Origin of the sequence: Phenylobacterium sp. (genome assembly GCF_036677185.1) — a bacterium.
Classification (GTDB): Bacteria; Pseudomonadota; Alphaproteobacteria; order Caulobacterales; family Caulobacteraceae; genus Phenylobacterium.
In genome coordinates this window covers 114225-134911 of the sequence record NZ_JAKFEN010000040.1, presented here as the reverse complement: position 1 = coordinate 134911, position 20687 = coordinate 114225, and the positions used below count along the sequence as shown (strand labels likewise).

Here is a 20687-nt window from a genome sequence, read left to right as displayed (position 1 = left end):
CCGGCCAGTCGTCCGAGAGAGGGGGGGGGCGGCGCGTGGGGGGCGCGCCGCCCGGAAGGGAAGTCCACCTAGCTGGGGGGCGGGTTAGGCGGCCTTCTCACCTTCGATCAAGTCGGGCTGGGTCGAGGTGGCGATCTCGATCCGGCGGGGTTTCAGGGCCTCCGGCAGCTCGCGCTTCAGCGAGATGGAGAGCAGGCCGTCGGCGAGCCCGGCTTCGGTGACCACCACGTAGTCGGCGAGCTGGAACCGGCGCTCGAAGTTGCGCTCGGCCAGGCCGCGGTGGAGGTACTTGCGCTGGTCGTCGTTGGCGGCCTTGCGGCCCTGGACGGTCAGGAGGTTTTCCTTGACCTCGATGTTCAGTTCTTCCGGGCGGAAGCCGGCGACCGCGATCTCGACGCGGTAGGCGTTCTCGTCGGTGCGCTCGATATTGTAGGGCGGATAACCGGCGGCCGCGTCGACGCGGGCGGTTTCCAGCAGGTCGGCCAGGCGGTCGAAACCGACGACCGAACGATAGAGCGGGGAGAAGTCGATAGTACGCATGTTGAGCCTTCTTCAGTAAGCAAGGTTGCGACGTGTCGGACGGCGCGCGAGCCAAGTTGGCCTCGTGCATTGCCCGGAAGGCCCGGATGTCCAGCGCCTTCGAGTGCTTAGGTGGGAGGACTGAATTCTGGTTCAAGGGGCGCCTCGCCAGACACCTTGCAAGACGCCTTGCCAGGATCGCGATGCGCACTAGGCTCGCGCCCAATCCGCAAACAGCCGAGGCGCTCGAAAGATGTCCACCCGTCGATTTGTCCTGCTCGCCGCCGGCGCGCTGATGGCGCTTTCCCAGCCTGCCGCGGCGGCCGAGGACAAGGCGCTGAAGGCCGCCGTCGCCGGCGCCCAGCGGGGCGAGGCCCATCTCGCTCGCGACGCCGCGCGCCACCCCCTCGAGACCCTGGCCTTCTGGGGCGTGAAGCCCAAGCAGACGATCATCGAGATCTCGCCGGGCTCCGGCTACTGGACCGAGATCCTCGGCCCCTACGCCAAGGCCACCGGCGGAACCTATGTGGCCGGGGTGGGCGACCTCGCCAATCCGAAGATGAGCGACGCGGGCCGCAAGGCCCGCGCCGACTTCGAGGCCAAGTACGCCGACGAGGCCAAGTTCGGGAAGATCGCCTATGTGGGCTTCGGAACGGTGTCCGGGCCGCTCGGCGCGCCGGGGTCGGCCGACATGGTCATCACCGCGCGCAACATCCACAACTGGATGTGGAGCGAAGGCATGGTCGACAAGTCGATGAAGGACTTCGCCACGGTCCTGAAGAAGGGCGGCGTGCTGGCCGTCGAGGAGCACCGCGCCGATCCGACCCGCGACCAGATCGCCGACGCCCGCGACGGCTACGTCTCCACCGCCAATGTGATCGCCGCCGCGGAGAAGGCCGGCTTCAAGCTGGCCGCCAAGTCCGAGGTCAACGCCAATCCCAAGGACACCAAGGACCATCCCTTCGGCGTCTGGACCCTGCCGCCGTCGCGCTGGACCGTTCAGGGCGGGCGCAGCCAGGACCCCGCCTTCGACCGCGCGAAATACGACGCCATCGGCGAGAGCGACCGGATGACCCTGCGCTTCGTGAAGAAGTAGCCACGCTTTGACCACCGTCTCGGGTCAGTCTAACCCGGACGGTGGTTCCTCGGATGGGGCGAATTCCTTGATCTCAACGGCCCTGCTTTCGCGCCGAAGCGCTTTGTTGAGCGGGCTCGCCCTGGCCTCGTGCGGTCGCAAGGCCGAGACGCCGGCAGCGTCGGCCAAGGGCGCCATGACCTTGCAGGACGCGGTGGCCGGCAGCTGGCGCACCGCCGCCGACAAGGCGCGCGATCCCTGGCGCCATCCGGTCGAGAGCCTGGAGTTCTGGGGCCTGAAACCCGGACAGACGGTGGTGGAGTTCTGGCCCGGCGCGGGCTGGTACACCGACATCCTCGCTCCTTATCTGGCGGCCAACGACGGCAAGCTGATCGCCGCCAATCTCGAGCCCGCCGATCCGGCCGCCACCGAGACGGTCGAGGCCTTCCGCCGCAAGCTGGAGGCCAACCGCAAGCTCTATGGCCCGGTGGAGATCACCGCCTTCGGAGCGACCAGCGGCCCGGTGGCGCCGGCCGGGACCGCCGACCTGGTGCTGTTCCTGCGCAACCTGCACAACTGGATGGCGGCGGGCATCGTCGAGAAGGCGTTCCGCGACGCCTTCGCCGCGCTGAAACCCGGCGGCGTCCTCGGCGTCGAGGAGCACCGCGCCGCGCCGGGCGGGGTGCAGGACGCCCTGGCCGCCGACGGCTATGTCGACCAGGCCTATGCGGTGCGGCTGGCCCAGGAGGCCGGCTTCGTCCTCGACAAGGCCAGCGAGATCAACGCCAACCCCAAGGACACCCGCAGCCATCCCTTCGGGGTCTGGACCCTGCCGCCCGTGCGCCTGACCGCGCCCCGCGGCGAACCCGAGGACCCGGCCTTCGACCGCGCCAAGTACGACGAGATCGGCGAGAGCGACCGGATGACCCTGCGGTTCGTGAAACCCTCCTAGCGCCCGCCCAAACCTCGTCATTCCCCGGATCGTCTTGCAGACGACCGGAGGATGACGAGGTTTGGGCTGTGCCCAGCGGATTAAATTCAGAGCTGCGTCTTGTAGCTCTCGATGATCTGCTCGTCGCTGACCGTTGGCTTGCCCATGTTGAGCTGGTCCATGACCATCTCGGCGCCGGAGGGCAGGGCGGCGCGGTCCACCTGGGCCTCGGGATCCCAGAGCCGACCCCGCATGATCGCCTTCGGACAGTGGAAGAAGGCCTCCTCCACCGCGATGCTGACCACCAGGCGCGGGGTCTTCCCGAACTCCACGAACTGCTCCAGCAGCGCCGGATCGTCGGAGGCCGAGGCCCGGCCGTTGACCCGGAAAACGTCGTCGAAGCCCGGGATCATGAACATCACCCCGATGCGGCCAGGACCGGCCAGCAGGTTGCGCAGGGTGTCGAGGCGGTTGTTGCCCGGCCTATCCGGCAGGAACAGGGTCGCGCCGTCCTCGCTGACATGGACGAAGCCCGGCTCCCCACCCCTCGGCGAGACGTCGATCGAGCCGTCCGGTCCGGCCGAACTCACCACGCAGAAGGGCGAGAGCGCGATGAAGCTCTTCCCGTGCTTCTCCACGTGCGGCAGGGCCTTCTCCAGGACGAGCTTGCCGGGCGGCCGGTAGATCCGGTCGAGATCGGCGAGGTCCAGGGTCTTCATGGCGGCTCTCCACTTGCGAAGCGTTCGCAACTATGCGCTTGCAACCCGGCCTTGTCACCCCAGATGAACGGATGCTCGCGCCCGACGTCAGAAATGGGCCATCTTGTCCGCGTTAGAACGACACGGTCGCTTCACGCTAAAGGCCAGGCATGCTCCGCACGACCCTCTTCGCAACCCTCGTCGCCGGCGCCTTCGCCGTCCCGGCCTTCGCCCAGGATGGCGCGATCCTGCCCGGATACTGGGAGGTGACCAACAAGGTCAGCGCCGTGATCAGCCAGACCAAGAAGGAGACCCGCTGCATCACCCCTTCGGAGGTGCAGAAGTTCATGATGGGGCCGTCCAACCGCCACTATAAATGCGACTATCCCACCCGGGTCTTCAAAGGCGGCAAGATCACGCTGAAGGGCAAGTGCGCCACCAAGAACGGCCACACCGCCCTGCTGGAGGCCACCGGCTCCTATTCGCCCACAACATTCAGGATGGTGGCCGATATCGACACCTCCTGGTCGGGCCTGCCGCTCAGCGGCCGGGCGACCACCGAGGCCAAACGGATATCCGACACATGCCCCGCGCCGCCGGCGGCGGCGTCCTAGACCGAGCTATCGACGGGCGCCGTCGTCCAAAACCCTAGCGGCGCCGTTTACTTGCCGCGCGCCAGGGGCGAAGGTGCCGCTCACTTCCCCGTGAGAGACGATCCCCGCATGGCGACCCTTCAGGAACTGACGCAGCGCGTGAAGGCCGCGGTCGGCGAGGACGCCGGCCTGGGCAAGAGCTTCAAGATCGATCTGCGCGGCGAAGGCTTCATCCATATCGACGGCGACGCGGTCACCAATGAGGACAAGCCCGCCGACCTGACCGTGTCGGTCAAGCACGCCGACCTGGAGGCCCTGGGCCGCCGGCAGCTCGACCCCATGACCGCGGTGATGACCGGCCGGTTGAAGCTGTCTGACATGGGCCTGGCCATGTCGCTGCAGCCCCAGATGCAAGCGCTGTTTTCGAAGCTCGGATGAGACGATCGTGACCGCTCCCCTCATCGCCATTCCCACCGCGCCGATCCCCCAGGGCGGCGAGGCCGACTGGTTCAGCGGCGCCGGCGGCGCCCGCCTTCGCGCGGCCCTGTTCCCGGCCAAGGGCAAGGCCGTGGGCTCGGTGGTGCTGAGCGGCGGCCGCACGGAACCCATCGAGAAGTATTTCGAGGTCGTCGACGAGCTGACCGCCCGCGGCTTCGTGGTGTTGACCCACGACTGGCGCGGCCAGGGGCTGTCGCATCGCGACCTGCAGGACCGCCTGGCCGGCCACGCCGATGGCTACCGGTCCTTCCTGCGCGACTACGAGGCCCTGCTGGCCGCCTATGGCCCGCGCCTGCCCAAGCCCTGGTACGCGCTCGGCCACTCCATGGGTGGCTGCCTGACCCTGCTGGCGCTCGCCCACGGCCAGGCTAAGCACTTCGAGGCCGCGCTGCTCTCGGCTCCCATGCTGGGCGTGCGCACCGGCAGTATCCCCCTGGCGATCGCCCGCGGCCTGGCCGGTCTCAACGTGCTGATCGGCCGCGCCGGACGCTATGCCCGGCCGCCGTCGAGCGCGCCCGAGACCTTCGAGACCAATGTGCTCACCCACGACCGCGTCCGCTGGACGCGGACCCAAGCCCAGGTCGCGGCCCATCCGGAACTGGCGCTGGGCGGCCCCACTTGGGGCTGGCTCGACTTCGCCTTCCGGGCCACCGCCTATCTCGGCCAGACCGGGAACTTGAAAAGCGTGACGATTCCGGTCGTCATCTGCTCGGCGGAAAAAGACAAGCTTGTCGACAACGATGCGCAACGGGCCGTGGCCGCGAAACTGCCGAAGGGTGAGTTCCTCGACGTGCCGGGCGCCTACCACGAAATCCTGATGGAGACGGACACTATGCGGAACATCTTCTTGCGGGCGTTCGACGCTCTGACGGGCAGGTCGCCCGCCCCGGCTCCCGCCGCCAAGCCGGCCGCCGCGCCGGCTCCGGTGGCCGCCGCTCCGGCTCCAACTCCCGCTCCGGCTCCCGCCGCCGCGCCCGCCGCTCCGAAACCCGCGGCCCCCAAGGCTGCGGCCCCGAAGCCCCCGGCGAAGAAGGCCCAGGCCAAGGCCGCCGCGCCGAAGCCGGCCGCCAAGACCGCCGCTCCCGCCAAGGCTCCGGCCGCAAAGGCCGTTGCGGTGAAGAAGGCCCCAGCCAAGGCCGCCGCGAAGCCGGCTCCTGCGGCCAAGGCCGCGGCTCCCAAGCCAGCGCCCAAGAAGGCTCCCGCGAAACCCGTCGCCGCCAAGCCCGCGCCCAAGGCCGCCGCGCCGAAGAAGGCGCCCGCCAAGCCCGCCGCGAAGCCGGCCGCCGCCAAGGTGGTCAAGCCCGCCGCGACCAAGCCGGCTCCGAAGGCCGCGAAGCCGGCGACCGCCAAAAAACCCGCCGCCGCGAAGAAACCGGCGCCGAAGACGTAGCTATTTCGCCGACCGCCGAAGCGCGACCAGGGCCTCGTCCAGGCAGGCCCGGTCGCCGGCGATGACGATCTGGCCGCCGTGCTGGCCGACCGGCGCCCCGCGCCAGTCGGTGACCACGCCGCCGGCGCCCGCGATCAGCGGGATGGCGCTCTCGATGTCCCAGGACTTCAGGCCGGCCTCGATGACCATGTCCATCGTGCCTGCCGCCACCATGGCGTAGGCGTAGGCGTCGCAGCCCAGCCGCGCCAGCTTGGCCGCCGCCCGCACCTGGGTCCAGGCGCCCAGCTCCGGCCCGTCGAAACAGCCCTCTGGATCGGTGGTGGCGATGATGGCGTCGGTGAGCTTGGGGCAGGGCCTAACCTTCAGCGGCCGGCTCCCGCCGCGCGACATCAGCCGCGAACCGCCGGCATGGCCGATATAGAGCTCGCCGAGATAGGGCTGTCCGATGGAGCCCAGCACGGGCTTACCCTGGTGGCGCAGGCCGATCAGGGTGCACCACAGCGGCAGGCCGGCGATGAAGGCCCGCGTGCCGTCGACGGGATCCAGCACCCAGACGAACTCGGCGTCCGGGCGGTCCTCGCCGTATTCCTCGCCGATCACCCCGTGTTCGGGATAGCGCTGCGAGATCAGTTTTCGGATGGCGGCTTCCGCGCCCTTGTCGGCGGCGGTGACGGGATCGAAGCCCTTGGCTCCGCCCTTGTCCTCCAGGCCGTGATCGGCGCGGAACAGCGGCTCGATGGCGGCCGCCGAGGCGGCGTTGAGCTCGATCAGGAAGCTGTCCAGCTCGGAAAGACGGCCGGCGGCGAGGTTGGAGTCGGGCATGGCTCCCGCTTTACCCCGCCGCCGGTCCCCGCGAAATCCCCCCCCAGGGCCCGCGGGTCGCCAATGTCGCGTTGGGCTCAGGCGATGGGATGGTCGCCGTTGAGCGACTTGGCGAGGTCTAGGAGACGGCGACGCGGACGCTCGCCGAGCTGGTAGTAGGCGCGGATCAGGTCGAGGGTTTCCTTGCGGGCGAACATCTCGCCGCCGGCTTCACCTTCGCCCGCGGTCTCGCGCTGGGCGGCTTCGGCGAAGCCGTCGTAGAAGTAGCCGACCGGCACTTCCAGGGCTTCGGAGAGCTGCCACAGGCGGGCCGCGGAGATGCGGTTGGCGCCGCACTCGTACTTCTGGATCTGCTGGAACCGGACGCCGCAGGCGCCGGCCAGTTGTTGTTGGGTCAGGCCGAGCAGCCGGCGACGCCGGCGAAGACGCTTGCCCAGGTGAACGTCGATGTTGTTGCCCATGGGCTCCATATCGCCCCCTCGCATCTGCTTGGAGCCGTCCCAAAACGAAACGGCTTGAGCTGGATCGCGCAAATCGCGCGCCAAGCGAGCGGGGTTCGCGTTGCGCGGAAGGGAACGACGCGACTACTAGAGGAGATGACCCAAGCCAGCCCCTCGCGATGGCAGGATTTCCTCTGGCGCCTCGAGGCCGTGGCCTTCGATGCGGTGATCCTGCTCGCCCGGACCTTGCCGGTGGATACGGTCTCCGACTTCGGCGCCTGGTTTTTCAAGACCTTAGGCCCGCTGACCAGCGCCCATCGGGTGGCTGAGACCAACCTGCGCATCGTCTTCCCGCAGGCTTCCGACGCCGAGATCGGCCGCCTGCTGCGGGCGCAGTGGGACAATACCGGCCGCACCTTCCTGGAACTGCTGATCATGGACCGGATCATCGGCGATCCGGATCGCGTCGAGGTGGTGAACGCCGCCCGCCTGCGGCAGATCGCCGCCAAGAAGGAGCCGGTGGTGTTCGTTTCGGGCCACTTCTCGAACTTCGAGGTGATGCCCGCGGTGATCGTGAATTCGCCCGTGGTCAGCCAGATCACCTACCGGGCGATGAACAATCCGCATGTGGAGGCGCGGGTCCGTGACTATCGCTTCCGCTACGGGGTCCGCTATTTCGCGCCCAAGGGCGGCGACGGCGCGCGCGAACTCCTGGCGGCCCTGGGCCGCGGCGAGTCCGTGGCGCTGATGAACGACCAGAAGTTCAACGGCGGGGTGGCCGCCCCCTTCTTCGGACGCACGGTCCACACCGCGCCGGGCCCCTCCCGCCTGGCCTTGCGGTTCGACACCGTGCTGCAGCCCATGTCGGTGCAGCGCAAGCACAAGGCCCGCTTCCGCGTGGTGGTCCACGACCCGATCGCCCTCACCAAGACCGGCGACATGGCCGCCGACATCGAGGCCGGGGTGCGCAAGATCAACGCCTTCATCGAGGCCCAGGTGTTGGAACGGCCGGCCGAATGGTTCTGGACCCACAGGCGCTGGCCCAGCGAGGTCTACCGGCGCGTGCGGTGAAGCTGTCCGGACAGGCGAGACGGGCGTCCGGACACGACCCGGCTTGAAGCGCCGGCGCGAAGGGCCGATCCAAGAGGCCTTCGATCGGCCTCGGCGAGAGCTTCATGACCGCTTCCACCCACGACGCCGGCCCCGCCGCCGCCAAGTCCTTGGCGGCCGAGGTCGCCGACACCCTCAAGACCGTCGGCGTCGCCCTGTTGATCGCCCTGGTCCTGCGCGTGATCCTCTTCCAGCCCTACACGATCCCCACGGCCTCGATGGAGCCGGCCCTGCTGACCGGCGACTACATCATCGTCTCGAAGTTCGACTACGGCTGGAGCCGCCACTCCATCCCGTTCAGCCCGCCCCTGCCGGCCGGCCGGGTGATGGGCAAGCCGCCGCAACGGGGCGACGTGGTGGTCTTCAAACTGCCCCGCGACGTGCGCGAGACCTATATCAAGCGGCTCATCGGCCTGCCGGGGGACCGGGTGCAGGTGGTCGGCGGGACGGTCTCGGTCAACGGCGTCCCGATCGCGCGAACGCCCCTGGGTCCGGTCGAGGATCCGGGCGAGCCGGGCCTGACGGTGACGCGCGAGCAGGAGACCAAGCCGAACGGCCACACCTACACGACCTTCGATCGCGGACCGGGCCGGGCCGGCGACGAAACCGAGGTCTATGTGGTGCCGGAGGGCCGTTACTTCGTCATGGGCGACAATCGCGACAACTCCCTGGACAGCCGCTGGCCGAGCGAGGTCGGCGTCGGCTTCGTCCCGGCCGACAACCTGGTAGGCAAGGCGCGGTTCATCCTGCTGTCGTGGCGGGGCGGCGCCGAGATCTTCCAGCCCTGGACCTGGGTGAGCCGGTTCGATCCGGATCGCGCCTTCCAGGCCCTGCGATAAGGCCTATCGCCGGGGCGGGGCGCTTGCGGCGCGGTATTCCTCGAAGCTGATCGCGCCGTCGCGATCGCGGTCGAAGCGCGCCAGGTCCTGGAAGGTGACCCGGCGGTCGCCATCGGCGTCCAGGCGGGAGAATTCGCTCTGGGCGCTGGGGCGGGCGAGCGAGGGCAGGGCGATGGCGCCCACCGCCGCGGCGATCATCGCCCCGGCGATCAGGTGGCGGCGCCGACCCTGAGCCGGGCGGACCGCCTCGCTGTCCAGGTGGCGCTCGATGAAGGCGCGAAGCGTGTCGCTGGCCGAGCGACCGTCGGCCCGGCACTGGGCCATGAAGGCCTGCTTGGTCGAATGCGGAATGCGGATCTCAAGGGATTCGCTCTTTTTCAGCTTCTTGGGTTCGAGCATGACGCGACGCCGGAATGATGCGCGGCGCGAGGCCGCCAAGGGTGTAGCCAAACCCATCCGGCGCCCGGACGACAGCAAAATCATGTCCGGACAGGCCTAGCGCGCGACGTCCCCGGTCGGCGGCGCTCCAGGGACGAGGATGGTGAGCAGCATGTTCTCGAGCGTCTGTTGTTCATAGGGCTTGGCCAGGGCCGGCACCTGGGCGAACTGCTCGGTGATGCCGTCGATCCCGTAGCCGGTCGAGAAGATGAACGGCACATGCCGACTGCGAAGCGCCTCGGCGACCGGATAGACCTTTTCCCCGCCCAGGTTGACGTCGAGGATGGCGCCATCGAGCGCCAGCGCCTCGTCCCCGGCCAGGGCGAGGCCGCGCGACACCGTACCGGCCACGTCCACGACCACGCAGCCGAGGTCGGTCAGCATGAATTCGATCATCATGGCGACCATCGCCTCGTCTTCGACGATCAGCAGGCGCAGGCCTGTCAGCGCCGAGCCCATGTGCTCAAGCCGCCATCTGCAGTTTGGGGGAAAGTGGCAACCGCATATGGCAGCGGAGTCCCTCCGGGTCGAAGACCAGCTGAACCTCGCCGTCGAATTCCCGGGCGAGGCCCTTCTCGATGAAGCGTGAGCCGAAGCCGCGGCGATCGGGCGGCGTGACCTTCGGTCCACCCGTCTCGCGCCAGTCGATCTCGACGGCGACCGGGTCGCTTGAGCTGTCCAGGTTCCATTTGACGTGCACCCTGCCCGCCAGGCTGGAGAACGCGCCATACTTGGCGGCGTTGGTCGCCAGCTCGTGGAAGGCCATGGTCAGGGTGACGGCGGCGTTGGGACCCAGGCGGACGTCGGGGCCTGAGAGGTTGACGCGGTTCGACTGGCCCTGGCCGACATAGGGTGCGAGCGTTTGGCTGATGACCCTGGTCAGAGACGCGCCGTCCCAGGCGACTTCCGTCAGCAGGTCATGGGCGCGGGCGAGCGCGCCGATCCGCGCCAGGAAGGCCTCCTCGAACGCCGCCACCGTTTCCGCCGTCCGGCTGGTCTGCATGGCGATCGACTGCACTGTCGCCAGGGTGTTCTTGACCCGGTGGTTCAGCTCGTCGAGCAAGGCGCGCTGCCGCTCCTCGGCGAGCTTGCGTTCCGTGATGTCCAGCGACACTCCGGCCATGCGAACCGGAGAGCCGCGGTCGTCATAGACGGCGCGGCCACGGACCTGGACCCACTTGACCTCACTGTCGTCGGCGAGCGTCCGGCACTCGGTCTCCAGGTCCGCCCCGAGGGCGACGGCCCGGTCCACGGCGCGCTGCAGCCGCTCGCGATCGTCTGGATGGACCCGGGCGAAGAGCTGCTCGTAGCGGTCGACGGGCTCGTCCGGTTCGAAGCCAAAATTCGCGCGGAAGAAGGCCGAGGCGGCCAGGCGGCGGGTCTCCAGGTCCAGCTCCCAACTCCCCAGGCGGCCTGCCTGCAGGGCGAATTCCAACTGCTGCTCGGACTGGCGAAGCGCCGCGCGACCGCGCTCGGTGGCGAGGCTGAGTTGGGCCGCCGCCTCCATCACCTGACTGCGCCGAAGCGCCTCCTCGGTCTTGCCGCGCTCTTCCATCTCGGCCTGCAGCGCCCGGTGGGCTTCGGCGAGGGACGAGTTTGAGACGCCGAGTACGATCACCACCAGCGAGGCCATGACGATCAACATGGCGATGCCGCCATAGCGGGCCGCGCGCCGGGCGAATGGCTCGCTGATCGTTCGCAGATAGACCGAGCCGAGCCGGGTCGCGCCCTGGGTGACCGGCCGGGTCACCACCAGTCGGTCGCTGATCAGGGCGGGCGGCCCGACGCGGTTCGTGGCGGGCAGTTCCGACCCGGCGCGGGAATAGCCGGCGACCAGGCCGCCTTGCAGGTCGTAGACGCCGACGGCCTCCACGTCGTGGTTGGCGCTGAGGGCCGCCACGTATTCGCGCGCCGCCGGGCGGTCGTCGAAGGCCAGGGCCGCGGTCACGCTGCCGGACAGAATGTCGGCCTGTACTGTGACCGCGCGGAGCTTCTGGTCCCCGGCGACCCGCTCGTTGTAAACGGCCATGGACAGTCCGACGACGACCAGACCGACCGCGAGCGCGATCACCAGGCGCGGACCGGGCCGCCATTGCTTCCAGGCATCCGGGCGCGGGATCAGTTTCATCCCTAACCTCCCGGCCTGGCGGAGACAGCGAGGCTCAGGAGCTTCGAGCTGATCGTCACGCCGTTGGCGGCGGCGGCGCCCGTATCGATATCGAAGCGCACGCGGCCGTTCTTGACGACGAACTGGATGACCGCCCCCCCTACGGCCTTGCTCTGGTCCGAGACCGTCAGGACCGGCGCGCCCTTGACGTTGCGAAGCGTGTCGGCGGACGAGCGGCCAGCGGCGTCGCCGAGATAGAGGATATGGCATCCGGCGCCGCTTTCCGCGCTCCGGAGCCGGCGGACGGCCATCGGATGCCCGTCGAGATGTTGGCCGCTGACCGCCTGTTCCAGCACCGTACCGAACGGATCGTTTCCCACGACGCAAAGATGGAAGGGGCTCGATTGGGATGGAAAGGCCGAGGCCGGCCACCGGACGAAGGGCGCGAACTTGTAGAGATAGGTCGCCTTGACGGCGGATTCGGAGGCGCTGGCCTGGGCCCGTCCAGGACCGCCGGAGACGATGGCGCAGATCAGGGCCAGCAGGACTGCGGGCCGTAGGCGATCGAGGCTCCGCAACGCCATGGCTAGAATCTCCATCGCAAGTCGATGAAGACGCTACGGGCCGACTCGACGCCGGCGGCGCCGATCTGAACGTTGGCGCGGCTCGCGCCGAACTCCGAGTGATGGTCGTTCAGCAGATTGGCCCCGGTCAGCGACACCTCAAGTGATCGCGAGATCGTCCAGGCGACGCTCGCGCCGAGCTCAGTGTAGGCTGGCGACGCTGGATTGGGCAGGGCGCCGATCCTGCGTAGGTCGAGGTCCAGGCTGAGCCCGTGGCCGAGATCCATCATCGAGCGTATCGACGCCTGGTGCGTCGGATCGTTCCCGGCGATCTGCGTGCCGACGATCTGGCTGGAGCCCGGTTCATAGCGCAGGCGCTTGCGCAGCCAGTTGGCGCCGCCGGATATCCGCCACCAGTCGGTGACCTGATAGACCCCCCAGGCCTCGACGCCGTAGGTCTCGCCCTCCATCCGGTTGTCGAACACGATCGGCAACCTACCGCCCGTTAGCTCGAAACTCCGCAGATCGTCATAGACGTTGTAGAAGGCGGAGATGGACACCGAGCTCCGCGCCGAGGGTTGGGCGCGATAGCCGAGTTCGTAGGCGATCACCGTCTCGGGCTGGAAGTCGCGCCCCGTCAGCCGCACGCTTGAGGTGCTGGATAGGCCGGTCAACTCGACGAAGTCGCGGTCGAGCCGCGATGGCGCGCGTATGGCCCTGGAGACCGCGGCCCAGATCAAGGTCGTGTCGGTGGGCTTCCAGGAAAGGCGCGCCGTGGGCAGGGGCTCCAGCCCGGCATAGGGTCCGTCCTCGAGCTTCAATCCCAGCGTCAGCTTGAGCGCCGGGGTCAGGGCGATGGTGTCCTGGACGAACAGGTTGGCCAGGCCCTGCCGGCGTCCGACGGGATCGAAGAACTGGGTGCGCGGCGGCGTGGGCATGATCGGGAAGTGGTCGTCGGTGATCCGGTAGCCGCCGCCCCAGACGATCTGATGGGTCTCGCCCCATGAGAAGCTGTGCTGCACATCCAGGTCGTAGGTGCGTAGTCGGTTGTCGAACCGGCCCGGCACCGTCCGTTCCAGCCGGTCGTAATAGGCCTGCAACTGCAGGGTCCCGCCGCGACCTGTTGGGTGCGTCCAGCGGGCGGTCAGGTTGTGACCGGAAATCTCCTGGTGGCGCGAGGCGACCACCTGCTCCGTCCCGCGATAGACGTCGCCCTGCAGGGTTATCAGGTCGTCTGAGCCCGACCAGTCCAGCCGGAAGCCGGCTTGGCGCCGCCGCCAGCCGTCGCGGGTGTCGGCGCCGGAGGCGGTCTCGCCATGGGCGTAGTCGACCCCGTCGGCATAGACGCGATAGGCCAGGGCCTCGCTGAGGGCTCCACCGTATTGCAGGCTGGCGCGGCGCTCGAGATTGCCGCCGCCGACCTCCAGCACCCCGCCTTCAGTCTCGCTCGAGCGGCGGGTGACGATGTTGATCACCCCGTTGACCGCATTGGCGCCCCATAGGGTCGCGCCGGGCCCGCTGATCACCTCCACCCGCTCGATGTCTTCCGGCAGCACGTGCTGGGCGTTCCAGAACACCCCGTGGGAGAAGGGGGTGTAGACGCTGCGCCCGTCGATCAGCACCAGCAGCTTGTCGGCGGCGCTGCCGTTGAAACCCCGCGCCGAGATGGCGTGGCTGCTGGCGGTGATCTGCGCCACATGCAGGTTCGGAGCCTGGCGCAGGATGTCGGGGATGTTCGTCGCGCCGGAGCGCATGACGTCGACATGGGTGATGACGTAGATCGCCGCCGGAGCGTCGCTCAGCGGCTGGTCGGTCTTCGACACCGAGGAGACATCGATATTCGCCAGCTCTTCGATCGAGAGCCGGCTTAGGTCCGCAAGGGCGCCGGCGTTCGGTTCGGTGGCCGCGAACGCATTGAGTGGCGCAAGCAGCACGCCGACGGCGGAAGCGGCGATCAGGCGTGCGAAACGGGACTCCCGCCGTCCACCGATGTTTCCAAGACCCCGCCTCATCGACCGCCCGCAATCGTCAGGATTTCAGCAAAGAATCTCCCCGCCGCCCACGAGTGAATCACTGCGTGAATCACGGGGCAACGATACACGTGGTGGTTTACGACATTGCCAGTCGCGCGCAAGAAGGGAAAGCCCCTCGAGAGCCAACCTGAGGTTGTGATTTACCTGTTGAACTACCGCGAAAGGCCTCAGGCCGGTGCGCGGGCGCCCACCATCAGCATCGGGTCCATATGCCGGCCGCGCCACAGCACTCGCCAGCACAGGTGTGGACCGGTGGCCCGGCCGGTGGCGCCGACCGCGCCGATCGGTTCGCCCTGGCGGACGACCTGGCCGCGCAGAACGTCGACGCGCGACAGGTGCAGATAGGCGCTGACCAGGCCCTGGCCGTGGTCGATGGCGATCAGGCCGCCCTCGTAGAGCAGGCCGTTCTCGGCCAGAGTCACGACCCCGCCGGCCGGGGCGTAGACGGCGGTTCCGTGCGGGGCGGCCAGGTCGATCCCGTAGTGCGGCGGACGCGGCGCGCCGCCGAAAATCCGCTGGCCGCCGAACCGGCCCGAGACCCGCGTGTAGGCGACCGGCAGGATGAAGCCAGCCGCGAAGTCCTCGCGCTCGGCGCGGCTGGCGAACGCCTCGCGCTTGCGCCGGGCCTCCCAGGCGATGCGGGCCTCCAGCTCTGGACTGGCCTTGCGAGTGCTGCGCCCGCCCAGACCGCCGATGTGCTGGATGTCGTAGTCGCCCGGCGAGATCGACAGGGTCCGCACGCTTTCGCCCCCCGGGGCGACGGCGCGGACCACGGCGTTGGGCGCGGCGTCGCGATCGAAGCCGACAACGAAGGCGCCGGTGTCCGAGGCGCGGGTCACCTCCTGGCCGTCGAGGAAGATCTGGGCGCGAGGCGCGGTGCGGCCCAGCGCGAAGCCGCCCTGCTGGTAGCGGCCGCTGAGGTCCAGGCGGGGCGGGGCGCTATAGGCCGGTCCGACCAGCGCGAATGTGGCTAGTCCCGTGAGCGCCGCCCGGCGATTCAGGGGTTGAGTTCCTTCCATCGGGCCGTGGCCTCCGCCGGGGTGGCGTAGGCTTCCTGCAGCGCGGGGTTCCAGTAACGCAGAGCCTCCACCGGGATCTTGGCCTTGGTGACGGCGCAGAGCACATAGCGGCCGGGCTTGAGGACGACGAATTCGCCATCGCCATAGTGGAGGACGGCGAGGTCGGCCGGCTGCCCAGCGAGGTCACGATCATGAGCGTTCATGGGCGGCATTCTAGCGCCCATGGACGGTTTAGAACAGGTCGCCCCGCCTCATACGGTCGGCTGGTCGTGGAATCCGCGGCTGCCGTCGTCCTGCGCCTCGGTGCATTCGACCCGGCTCACCTGGGCCGAGGGCGGCCCGCGGCGGCAGGCCGCGACGAGCTGTTCGGTGCCGGTCTCCGATCCGATGGCCAGGAGCTCCACGGAGCCATCTCGCCGGTTGCGCACCCAGCCGTCGAGCCCCAGCCGCAGCGCCTCTTCCGTGGCCCACCAGCGGTAGCCCACGCCCTGGACGCGGCCATGAATGCTCAGGCGGATGGCGTGGCGCTGCATGCCGGAATTCAACGCCAGCAGGGCCTGCGGGTCTAGAACAGATCGCCCTGGGCTGGCGGGACGACGGGGCCGCGCGTCGGCCGCGCGGGCCTGGGCGCCGGCGGGGCTGAGGTCGGGGTTCCGTCGATGGTCGCCTCGCGGGTCTGGTCGGCGAAGACCAGACGCACGCCTTCGCCGCTGGCCAGCGACCCGCCCTGGCGCACCAGCGAGCCGTCCAGGCGCTCGACCCGGGCGAAGCCGCGCTTCAGCGGCGCGTCCGGGTTCACCGAGGCGTAGAGCTTGCCGAGGCTTGTCAGCCGTTCGCCGGCCCGTTCCAGCCCGCGGTCCATGGCCGGGCGCAGCCGGATCGCCAGGCGGCCCAGCCGATCGGCGCGCACCTCCTGCGGTCGCAGCAGCAGGCCGGGCGACAGCCGCGAGGAGACTTGCACCAGGGCCGTGTGATGGGCCGCTACATTGCGCGACAGCCCCGCGCCCAGGCGGCTGGCGGCCAGGTTGAAGCGCTGCGCGGCCATCTCCACCAGGTCAGGCACGCGACCGAGCGCCCGGCCGGCGTTCTCCACCCGGCCGCGGCGATCCTCCACAGCCCGGCCGCCACCGCGGTGCAGGCGCGCCGAGAGGTCGGCGATCCCGGCGCGCAGCTCGGCCAACACCGGCGTGGCCATCTCGGCCGCGGCCGTCGGCGTGGGCGCGCGGCGGTCGGAGACGAAGTCGATCAGGGTGGTGTCGGTCTCGTGGCCCACCGCCGAGATCAACGGGATGGTCCCGGCGAACACGGTCCGCGCCAGGGTCTCGTCGTTGAACGCCCAGAGATCCTCCACCGAGCCGCCGCCGCGGGCGACGATGATGATGTCCGGTCGTGGTACGGGCCCGCCGGGTTCGAGGGCGTTGAACCGGGCGATGGCGTTCCCGACCTGGGCGGCGGCGGTCTCGCCCTGGACCACCACCGGCCAGACGATCACCCGGCAGGGCCAGCGGTCACGGATGCGGTGCAGGATGTCGCGGATCACCGCCCCGGTCGGGCTGGTGATCACGCCTACCACCGCGGGCATGGCGGGGAGGGGCCGCTTGGCCGACGGCTCGAACAGGCCTTCGGCCTGCAGCTTGGTCTTCAGCCGCTCCAGTTGGGCCAGTAGGGCGCCGACCCCGGCGGCCTCCATGGTCTCGATGACGATCTGGTAGCGGGACCCGGCGGGATAGGTGGTGATCTTGCCGGTGACGATCACCTCCAGCCCCTGCTCGGGCCGGACGGAGAGGGCGCGGACCGAGCCCTTCCACACCACGCCGTCGATGGCCGCGCGCTCGTCCTTGAGCGTCAGATAGACGTGGCCGTTGGAGTGGAAGGTGACCTTCGAGAGCTCGGCGCGCAGGCGAACGAAGCCGTAGGCGTCCTCCAGGGTGCGCTTGAGCGCGAAGGCCAGCTCCGAGACGGAGTAGGCCTTGGCGTTGGAGTCGGTGTCGACGTCGGTCATCGGGGAGGAAGGTAGCGGGGTCGGGCGCAAACCCAACCCCCTAGCTTGGATGGGGCTTCAAAATAGGCGGGGCGCGTTCGGCGACGATACGCATCGCCCTTCAGTATGAACGCGCCCGCGACCCATCCCCCCGGAACTCAGATCTCGAATCTAGATGTAGCGCCGCAGCGAGCGGGCCAGTTCGTTGGCGCCCGAGCGCTTCTTGGTCTGGGCCGGCTGATAGGCCACCCGGGCGTGCTCCATGCAGTAGGGACCGTCGTCCTGACGGCGACCGCAGAAGGTGAAGCCGTCGCTGGACGGATCGCCGATCGGCCACTTGCACATGTGGGCGCCCAGGGTCAGCACCGTGGCGGTGCCGGGAGCTTCCTCGACATAGCGGACGGGCGAGGGGACCGGCATGTTGTTCTGCGCGGTCGCCGGCTCGGCCAGGCGACGCGGCGCGGCGGGCTGCACCGCCGGACGGGCGGGACGCGGCGCCTTGAACACCGGGCGGGCGGGCTTGGACGGCGTGGCGCGGCCCGAGAGCCCCAGGCGGTGGACCTTGCCGATGACGGCGTTGCGGGTCACCCCGCCCAATTGTTTCGCGATCTGACTGGCCGATAGGCCGTCCTGCCAGAGCTTCTTCAGATTCTCGACGCGTTCGTCGGTCCAACCCATGTCTGGCCTCCACCGTTTGGCAACGTCCCGGCGCCGCCCCCGCGGTGGTGTCCGGGATCAACATCTTGTGGCAGCACGCTTTTGCGGGCTCCATCAACTACTAGATATCGTAACCAAATCCCTAACGGCCACAATAGGCGCCACACGCTTAGTCCACAGGAACAAGATGTAGCGTCGTCACGCCACACCCTTGCGATCTGCGCGCGGCGAGCGCACATCGGCGGACATGAAGGATGTTCCCGACGCCCCGGCGGTCATTCCGCCCCTGCCGCGCGACTATCACGGCTTCAACTGGGCCGGCTTCTCGACCCTCTACCTGCGCGAAATCCGCCGGTTCTGGAAGGTGGGGATGCAGACCCTCGCCGCCCCGGTGGTCACGGCCCTGCTCTATATGATGGTCTTCGTGGTGGCCGTGCGCGGCGCGGCCCCGCCGATCCACGGCACGCCCTTCGCGACCTTCGTGGCGCCGGGCCTGATCATGATGCAGATCCTCAATAACGCCTTCGCCAACTCGTCCTCATCGCTGCTACAGGCCAAGTTCAACGGCCTGATCGGCGACTTCATGACCCCGCCGCTCACCCCGCTGGAGCAGGTCGGCGCCTTCGCGCTGGGCGCGGCGACGCGCGGCGTCGTGGTCGGCGCGGTCACCTGGCTGGCGGTGCTGCCCTTCGCCAGCCTGCCGATCATCCACCTGTGGGCGATCCTCTATTTCGGGATCGGCGCGGCCCTGATCCTGGGCTTCCTCGGCATCATGGCCGGGCTGTGGGCGGAGAAGTTCGACCACATGGCGGTGGTGACCAACTTCATCATCATGCCGCTGACCTTCCTGTCGGGCACATTCTACCTGGTCGACAAGCTGCCCGAACCGTTCCGCACGGCCAGCCACTTCAACCCGTTCTTCTATCTGATCGACGGCTTCCGCTACGGCTTCATCGGCCACGCGGAGGGCTCGCTGATCGCCGGCATGGGCATGACGGCGGGCCTTGTCATGGCCTTCGCCTTCACCTGCCTGTGGATGTTCGAGACCGGCTACAAGCTGAAGACCTGAGACCGCGCACCCAGGCTGCGACGTGGCCGGCCGGATGTTCGCCGCGCCAGCCTAGCCGCCCGGCGCCAGCTCCAGGCGTGGGGTGCCCTGGACCTCCAACCGGATCTGACCGCGCCCCGGCCGCGTCAGCCGGACGGGCGCGGCCTTCTCGTCCAGCCGCCGGCGCAGCAGGATCAACCGGGTCTCGAGGTTGTCCTTCAGGTCGGGCAGCCGAAGGCTCGGTTCGAGTCGGACCTCGCGATTGGTGAAGTCGCGCCGCCCCGTCTCCACGAACACCTGCAGCAGGTGAAACAGCAGCCGTCCGGGCACGCCCTTGATCAGATAGGCGTCGTCGATGAACAGGCTGTCGTCGAAGCTGAAGGACTTCACCCGAAAGCTCCCGGCGACGACGTCCGCCGCCGCGTCGGCCGTCGTCCGAACAACGGGCGCGGTTTCGCGGGCCTCAAGTTCGGCCAGGCGAAGACTGGCGGCCAACTGGGCGCCGATCAGGGTCAGGGCGTCTTCGTCCTCGGCGGTGAAGCTGAACCGATCGGGAGACTCCGCGAACAGCACGCCCATCGCCTTCCCGCGGCTGATCATCGGCGCGGCGAGCTGGCTCTGGGGCTCGACCAGCCCAGGCAAGGGAATGAAGCGCGCCGCATCGATCTCGGCCGAGTCTCGAACGGCCTCGGCGAACCGCCGCCCTCGGCTCATGTCGCTGAGGCGGACCGGTCGCAAGGTCGCGGCGGCGATGCCGATGGAGCCATCCCCCAGCGCCACCTCCGAGCCGACCCCGCCGACCGCATAGCCGCGGCTGGCCAGGGTGGTCAGGCGTGGAGCGCCTTCATCCAGCGAAAGGACCATGACGTTGGCGAAGCCGAGGTCCCGCGTCAGTCCGTCGAGTGTGCGGTCGATCATGGCGTCGGCGTCCGACTGGGCGGCGACCGCCGCCGCCAGCCGCGCGGCCAACGCCAAGCGCTCCCCATCATGGACCGGTTCCGGCGGCTTTACGGCGACTGCGGCGGCGGCGGCGGGCACCGCGCGGCAATCGATCACGCGATAGAGGTCGGCGCTGCGCAGAGCCATGACCTCGCCCACGGCGTGCTGGGAACTGATGGCCTTGAGTTGGGCGGCCATGCGCTCGAAGGTCTCGCCCTCGGCCAACGATCGTTCGTAGGCCAGATCGAGCGCGTATTGCTGTCCGGTCCGCCCATCGACGACCACCACCGCGGCGCGTCCGGTGGCCTTCACGTTGGCGACGGTCTTGGAGAAGAACTGGTTGGAGAGGGCCACGTGAGCCTCGTCCACCAGATAGACCTGGGAGAGGTAGGAGACGTTGGGCGTGCCGGCGGGGTCGAGAGTCGCGACGATCGACGGGATCACGCCTTCCAAGCAGTCGCGGATGGCGCTGAGGGGTACGCTCATGGCGCGATCTGGGCGAGCTGCGCGCCGGCTCCAGGGCCCGGGGTCTGGGCGAAGGTCGACCTGGGCTGCAATCTCAACCTCACCAGCCCAACGCGGGTGAGCCAGTGGTCGATCTGGTGAGGCTGCAGCCCCAGACCCAGCAGCTCCCTAGTCATGTCGTCCGCATATCGCTCTGCCACCGCCTGATCGGCTGGATCCATGGGTGAGACGTCCAGAACCTCGCCCTTGATCTGGAAGGTCTTGTAGTCGGAGGGCCGGCAGGCGGTGAAGGCGATCTGCGAACCGGCCACGACGCCGCTGAGAACGTCGGCCCACTGGCTGGGGGAAACGAAGATGTCGATGGCGTCGCGTCCGGACGTCACGCGGGCGCCGATGGCGCGGCCGATGGCCGGAAGGCCCGCGGCGCTTCGCGTCGCGAGTATCATCATCACCGGGCCTTGAACAAAGGCCGCCAAGTCCTGGTCGATCACGCGCCGCCACCCCATTGCGGTTCGCCGCGAC

At 69.0% G+C, this 20687-nt stretch carries 24 protein-coding genes; 8 read left to right on the top strand and 16 right to left on the bottom strand.

Features of this window, described 5'->3' with window-relative positions; genetic code table 11:
* Positions 1-84 precede the first annotated feature (84 nt).
* Complete coding sequence (locus V6M51_RS21130) at positions 85-540, bottom strand: Hsp20 family protein (protein ID WP_332770212.1); 456 nt, start codon at positions 538-540, stop codon at positions 85-87.
* A 232-nt stretch (positions 541-772) separates the two neighbouring features.
* Between V6M51_RS21130 and V6M51_RS21125 the strand changes: the two genes are divergently transcribed.
* Together V6M51_RS21125 and V6M51_RS21120 are read left to right on the top strand one after the other, a co-directional pair.
* Positions 773-1615, top strand: a complete 843-nt coding sequence (locus tag V6M51_RS21125; RefSeq protein WP_332770211.1) for a class I SAM-dependent methyltransferase — start codon at positions 773-775, stop codon at positions 1613-1615.
* Positions 1616-1721: 106 nt separating this feature from the next.
* Positions 1722-2546 (top strand): class I SAM-dependent methyltransferase, encoded by an 825-nt coding sequence (locus V6M51_RS21120; RefSeq protein ID WP_442957871.1) that lies wholly within the window; start codon positions 1722-1724, stop codon positions 2544-2546.
* An 86-nt stretch (positions 2547-2632) separates the two neighbouring features.
* Here V6M51_RS21120 and V6M51_RS21115 read toward each other — a convergent pair whose 3' ends face one another.
* The gene (locus tag V6M51_RS21115; protein WP_332770210.1) at positions 2633-3244 is read right to left on the bottom strand and encodes an MSMEG_1061 family FMN-dependent PPOX-type flavoprotein; all 612 of its coding nucleotides are present in this window, start codon (positions 3242-3244) and stop codon (positions 2633-2635) included.
* Positions 3245-3393: 149 nt separating this feature from the next.
* Between V6M51_RS21115 and V6M51_RS21110 the strand changes: the two genes are divergently transcribed.
* The 3 genes from V6M51_RS21110 to V6M51_RS21100 all read left to right on the top strand — a co-directional run bounded on the left by V6M51_RS21110 (position 3394) and on the right by V6M51_RS21100 (position 5704).
* The gene (locus tag V6M51_RS21110) at positions 3394-3837 is read left to right on the top strand and encodes a DUF3617 domain-containing protein (RefSeq protein ID WP_332770209.1); all 444 of its coding nucleotides are present in this window, start codon (positions 3394-3396) and stop codon (positions 3835-3837) included.
* A gap of 108 nt (positions 3838-3945) precedes the next feature.
* A complete protein-coding gene (locus V6M51_RS21105; protein WP_305674731.1) occupies positions 3946-4254 on the top strand; it encodes an SCP2 sterol-binding domain-containing protein in 309 nt (102 codons plus the stop codon).
* Positions 4255-4261: 7 nt separating this feature from the next.
* The gene (locus V6M51_RS21100; RefSeq protein WP_332770208.1) at positions 4262-5704 is read left to right on the top strand and encodes an alpha/beta hydrolase; all 1443 of its coding nucleotides are present in this window, start codon (positions 4262-4264) and stop codon (positions 5702-5704) included.
* On the opposite strand, the gene hisN is transcribed toward V6M51_RS21100, so the two are convergent.
* Together hisN and V6M51_RS21090 are read right to left on the bottom strand one after the other, a co-directional pair.
* Entirely contained in the window at positions 5705-6526 is an 822-nt protein-coding gene (hisN, locus tag V6M51_RS21095; RefSeq protein ID WP_332770207.1) for a histidinol-phosphatase, read from the bottom strand.
* A gap of 77 nt (positions 6527-6603) precedes the next feature.
* Positions 6604-6996: a helix-turn-helix domain-containing protein gene (locus V6M51_RS21090; RefSeq protein WP_254835948.1), complete on the bottom strand. Its 393-nt coding sequence runs from the start codon at positions 6994-6996 to the stop codon at positions 6604-6606.
* 126 nt (positions 6997-7122) lie between these two features.
* On the opposite strand from V6M51_RS21090, the gene V6M51_RS21085 reads away from it, so the two are divergent.
* The gene (locus V6M51_RS21085) at positions 7123-8037 is read left to right on the top strand and encodes a lysophospholipid acyltransferase family protein (RefSeq protein WP_332770206.1); all 915 of its coding nucleotides are present in this window, start codon (positions 7123-7125) and stop codon (positions 8035-8037) included.
* A 104-nt stretch (positions 8038-8141) separates the two neighbouring features.
* Positions 8142-8915: a signal peptidase I gene (lepB, locus tag V6M51_RS21080; RefSeq protein ID WP_332770205.1), complete on the top strand. Its 774-nt coding sequence runs from the start codon at positions 8142-8144 to the stop codon at positions 8913-8915.
* Positions 8916-8918: 3 nt separating this feature from the next.
* Here the strand turns inward: lepB and V6M51_RS21075 are convergent, their stop codons facing one another.
* The 10 genes from V6M51_RS21075 to gcrA form a co-directional block, all read right to left on the bottom strand.
* On the bottom strand, positions 8919-9314 hold the full coding sequence (locus tag V6M51_RS21075) for a hypothetical protein (protein ID WP_332770204.1): 396 nt from the start codon (positions 9312-9314) through the stop codon (positions 8919-8921).
* A gap of 96 nt (positions 9315-9410) precedes the next feature.
* Positions 9411-9812: a response regulator gene (locus V6M51_RS21070; protein WP_332770203.1), complete on the bottom strand. Its 402-nt coding sequence runs from the start codon at positions 9810-9812 to the stop codon at positions 9411-9413.
* A gap of 4 nt (positions 9813-9816) precedes the next feature.
* On the bottom strand, positions 9817-11481 hold the full coding sequence (locus V6M51_RS21065; RefSeq protein ID WP_332770202.1) for a sensor histidine kinase: 1665 nt from the start codon (positions 11479-11481) through the stop codon (positions 9817-9819).
* Between the two features lie 2 nt (positions 11482-11483).
* Positions 11484-12044 (bottom strand): YfiR family protein, encoded by a 561-nt coding sequence (locus V6M51_RS21060; protein ID WP_332770201.1) that lies wholly within the window; start codon positions 12042-12044, stop codon positions 11484-11486.
* Positions 12045-12046: 2 nt separating this feature from the next.
* Complete coding sequence (locus V6M51_RS21055; RefSeq protein ID WP_332770200.1) at positions 12047-14035, bottom strand: TonB-dependent receptor plug domain-containing protein; 1989 nt, start codon at positions 14033-14035, stop codon at positions 12047-12049.
* 188 nt (positions 14036-14223) lie between these two features.
* Positions 14224-15075, bottom strand: a complete 852-nt coding sequence (locus V6M51_RS21050) for a M23 family metallopeptidase (protein WP_332770199.1) — start codon at positions 15073-15075, stop codon at positions 14224-14226.
* On the bottom strand, positions 15054-15278 hold the full coding sequence (locus V6M51_RS21045) for a DUF2093 domain-containing protein (RefSeq protein ID WP_254835950.1): 225 nt from the start codon (positions 15276-15278) through the stop codon (positions 15054-15056). Before V6M51_RS21045 ends, V6M51_RS21050 begins: the two co-directional genes overlap by 22 nt.
* A 48-nt stretch (positions 15279-15326) precedes the next feature.
* Positions 15327-15608 (bottom strand): acylphosphatase, encoded by a 282-nt coding sequence (locus V6M51_RS21040; RefSeq protein ID WP_332770198.1) that lies wholly within the window; start codon positions 15606-15608, stop codon positions 15327-15329.
* Between the two features lie 32 nt (positions 15609-15640).
* Positions 15641-17077: an exodeoxyribonuclease VII large subunit gene (gene xseA / locus V6M51_RS21035; RefSeq protein ID WP_332770197.1), complete on the bottom strand. Its 1437-nt coding sequence runs from the start codon at positions 17075-17077 to the stop codon at positions 15641-15643.
* 150 nt (positions 17078-17227) lie between these two features.
* Positions 17228-17734, bottom strand: a complete 507-nt coding sequence (gcrA, locus tag V6M51_RS21030) for a cell cycle sigma 70 cofactor GcrA (protein ID WP_305583089.1) — start codon at positions 17732-17734, stop codon at positions 17228-17230.
* A 226-nt stretch (positions 17735-17960) separates the two neighbouring features.
* Here gcrA and V6M51_RS21025 point away from each other — a divergent pair, with 226 nt between their 5' ends.
* Entirely contained in the window at positions 17961-18782 is an 822-nt protein-coding gene (locus tag V6M51_RS21025) for an ABC transporter permease (protein ID WP_332770196.1), read from the top strand.
* Positions 18783-18833: 51 nt separating this feature from the next.
* Here the strand turns inward: V6M51_RS21025 and V6M51_RS21020 are convergent, their stop codons facing one another.
* Together V6M51_RS21020 and V6M51_RS21015 are read right to left on the bottom strand one after the other, a co-directional pair.
* The gene (locus V6M51_RS21020; protein ID WP_332770195.1) at positions 18834-20186 is read right to left on the bottom strand and encodes a GAF domain-containing protein; all 1353 of its coding nucleotides are present in this window, start codon (positions 20184-20186) and stop codon (positions 18834-18836) included.
* Entirely contained in the window at positions 20183-20656 is a 474-nt protein-coding gene (locus V6M51_RS21015) for a hypothetical protein (protein ID WP_332770194.1), read from the bottom strand. Before V6M51_RS21015 ends, V6M51_RS21020 begins: the two co-directional genes overlap by 4 nt.
* Positions 20657-20687: the final 31 nt, after the last annotated feature.

Bases quoted from the DNA above. Each gene is read 5' to 3' on its own strand.
- V6M51_RS21130 (WP_332770212.1), bottom strand. From the start codon at position 540: ATGCGTACTATCGACTTCTCCCCGCTCTATCGTTCGGTCGTCGGTTTC.
- V6M51_RS21125 (WP_332770211.1), top strand. From the start codon at position 773: ATGTCCACCCGTCGATTTGTCCTGCTCGCCGCCGGCGCGCTGATGGCG.
- V6M51_RS21115 (WP_332770210.1), bottom strand. From the start codon at position 3,244: ATGAAGACCCTGGACCTCGCCGATCTCGACCGGATCTACCGGCCGCCC.
- V6M51_RS21110 (WP_332770209.1), top strand. From the start codon at position 3,394: ATGCTCCGCACGACCCTCTTCGCAACCCTCGTCGCCGGCGCCTTCGCC.
- V6M51_RS21105 (WP_305674731.1), top strand. From the start codon at position 3,946: ATGGCGACCCTTCAGGAACTGACGCAGCGCGTGAAGGCCGCGGTCGGC.
- hisN (WP_332770207.1), bottom strand. From the start codon at position 6,526: ATGCCCGACTCCAACCTCGCCGCCGGCCGTCTTTCCGAGCTGGACAGC.
- V6M51_RS21090 (WP_254835948.1), bottom strand. From the start codon at position 6,996: ATGGAGCCCATGGGCAACAACATCGACGTTCACCTGGGCAAGCGTCTT.
- V6M51_RS21085 (WP_332770206.1), top strand. From the start codon at position 7,123: ATGACCCAAGCCAGCCCCTCGCGATGGCAGGATTTCCTCTGGCGCCTC.
- lepB (WP_332770205.1), top strand. From the start codon at position 8,142: ATGACCGCTTCCACCCACGACGCCGGCCCCGCCGCCGCCAAGTCCTTG.
- V6M51_RS21075 (WP_332770204.1), bottom strand. From the start codon at position 9,314: ATGCTCGAACCCAAGAAGCTGAAAAAGAGCGAATCCCTTGAGATCCGC.
- V6M51_RS21070 (WP_332770203.1), bottom strand. From the start codon at position 9,812: ATGGGCTCGGCGCTGACAGGCCTGCGCCTGCTGATCGTCGAAGACGAG.
- V6M51_RS21065 (WP_332770202.1), bottom strand. From the start codon at position 11,481: ATGAAACTGATCCCGCGCCCGGATGCCTGGAAGCAATGGCGGCCCGGT.
- V6M51_RS21060 (WP_332770201.1), bottom strand. From the start codon at position 12,044: ATGGCGTTGCGGAGCCTCGATCGCCTACGGCCCGCAGTCCTGCTGGCC.
- V6M51_RS21055 (WP_332770200.1), bottom strand. From the start codon at position 14,035: ATGAGGCGGGGTCTTGGAAACATCGGTGGACGGCGGGAGTCCCGTTTC.
- V6M51_RS21050 (WP_332770199.1), bottom strand. From the start codon at position 15,075: ATGGAAGGAACTCAACCCCTGAATCGCCGGGCGGCGCTCACGGGACTA.
- V6M51_RS21045 (WP_254835950.1), bottom strand. From the start codon at position 15,278: ATGAACGCTCATGATCGTGACCTCGCTGGGCAGCCGGCCGACCTCGCC.
- V6M51_RS21040 (WP_332770198.1), bottom strand. From the start codon at position 15,608: ATGCAGCGCCACGCCATCCGCCTGAGCATTCATGGCCGCGTCCAGGGC.
- xseA (WP_332770197.1), bottom strand. From the start codon at position 17,077: ATGACCGACGTCGACACCGACTCCAACGCCAAGGCCTACTCCGTCTCG.
- gcrA (WP_305583089.1), bottom strand. From the start codon at position 17,734: ATGGGTTGGACCGACGAACGCGTCGAGAATCTGAAGAAGCTCTGGCAG.
- V6M51_RS21025 (WP_332770196.1), top strand. From the start codon at position 17,961: ATGAAGGATGTTCCCGACGCCCCGGCGGTCATTCCGCCCCTGCCGCGC.
- V6M51_RS21020 (WP_332770195.1), bottom strand. From the start codon at position 20,186: ATGAGCGTACCCCTCAGCGCCATCCGCGACTGCTTGGAAGGCGTGATC.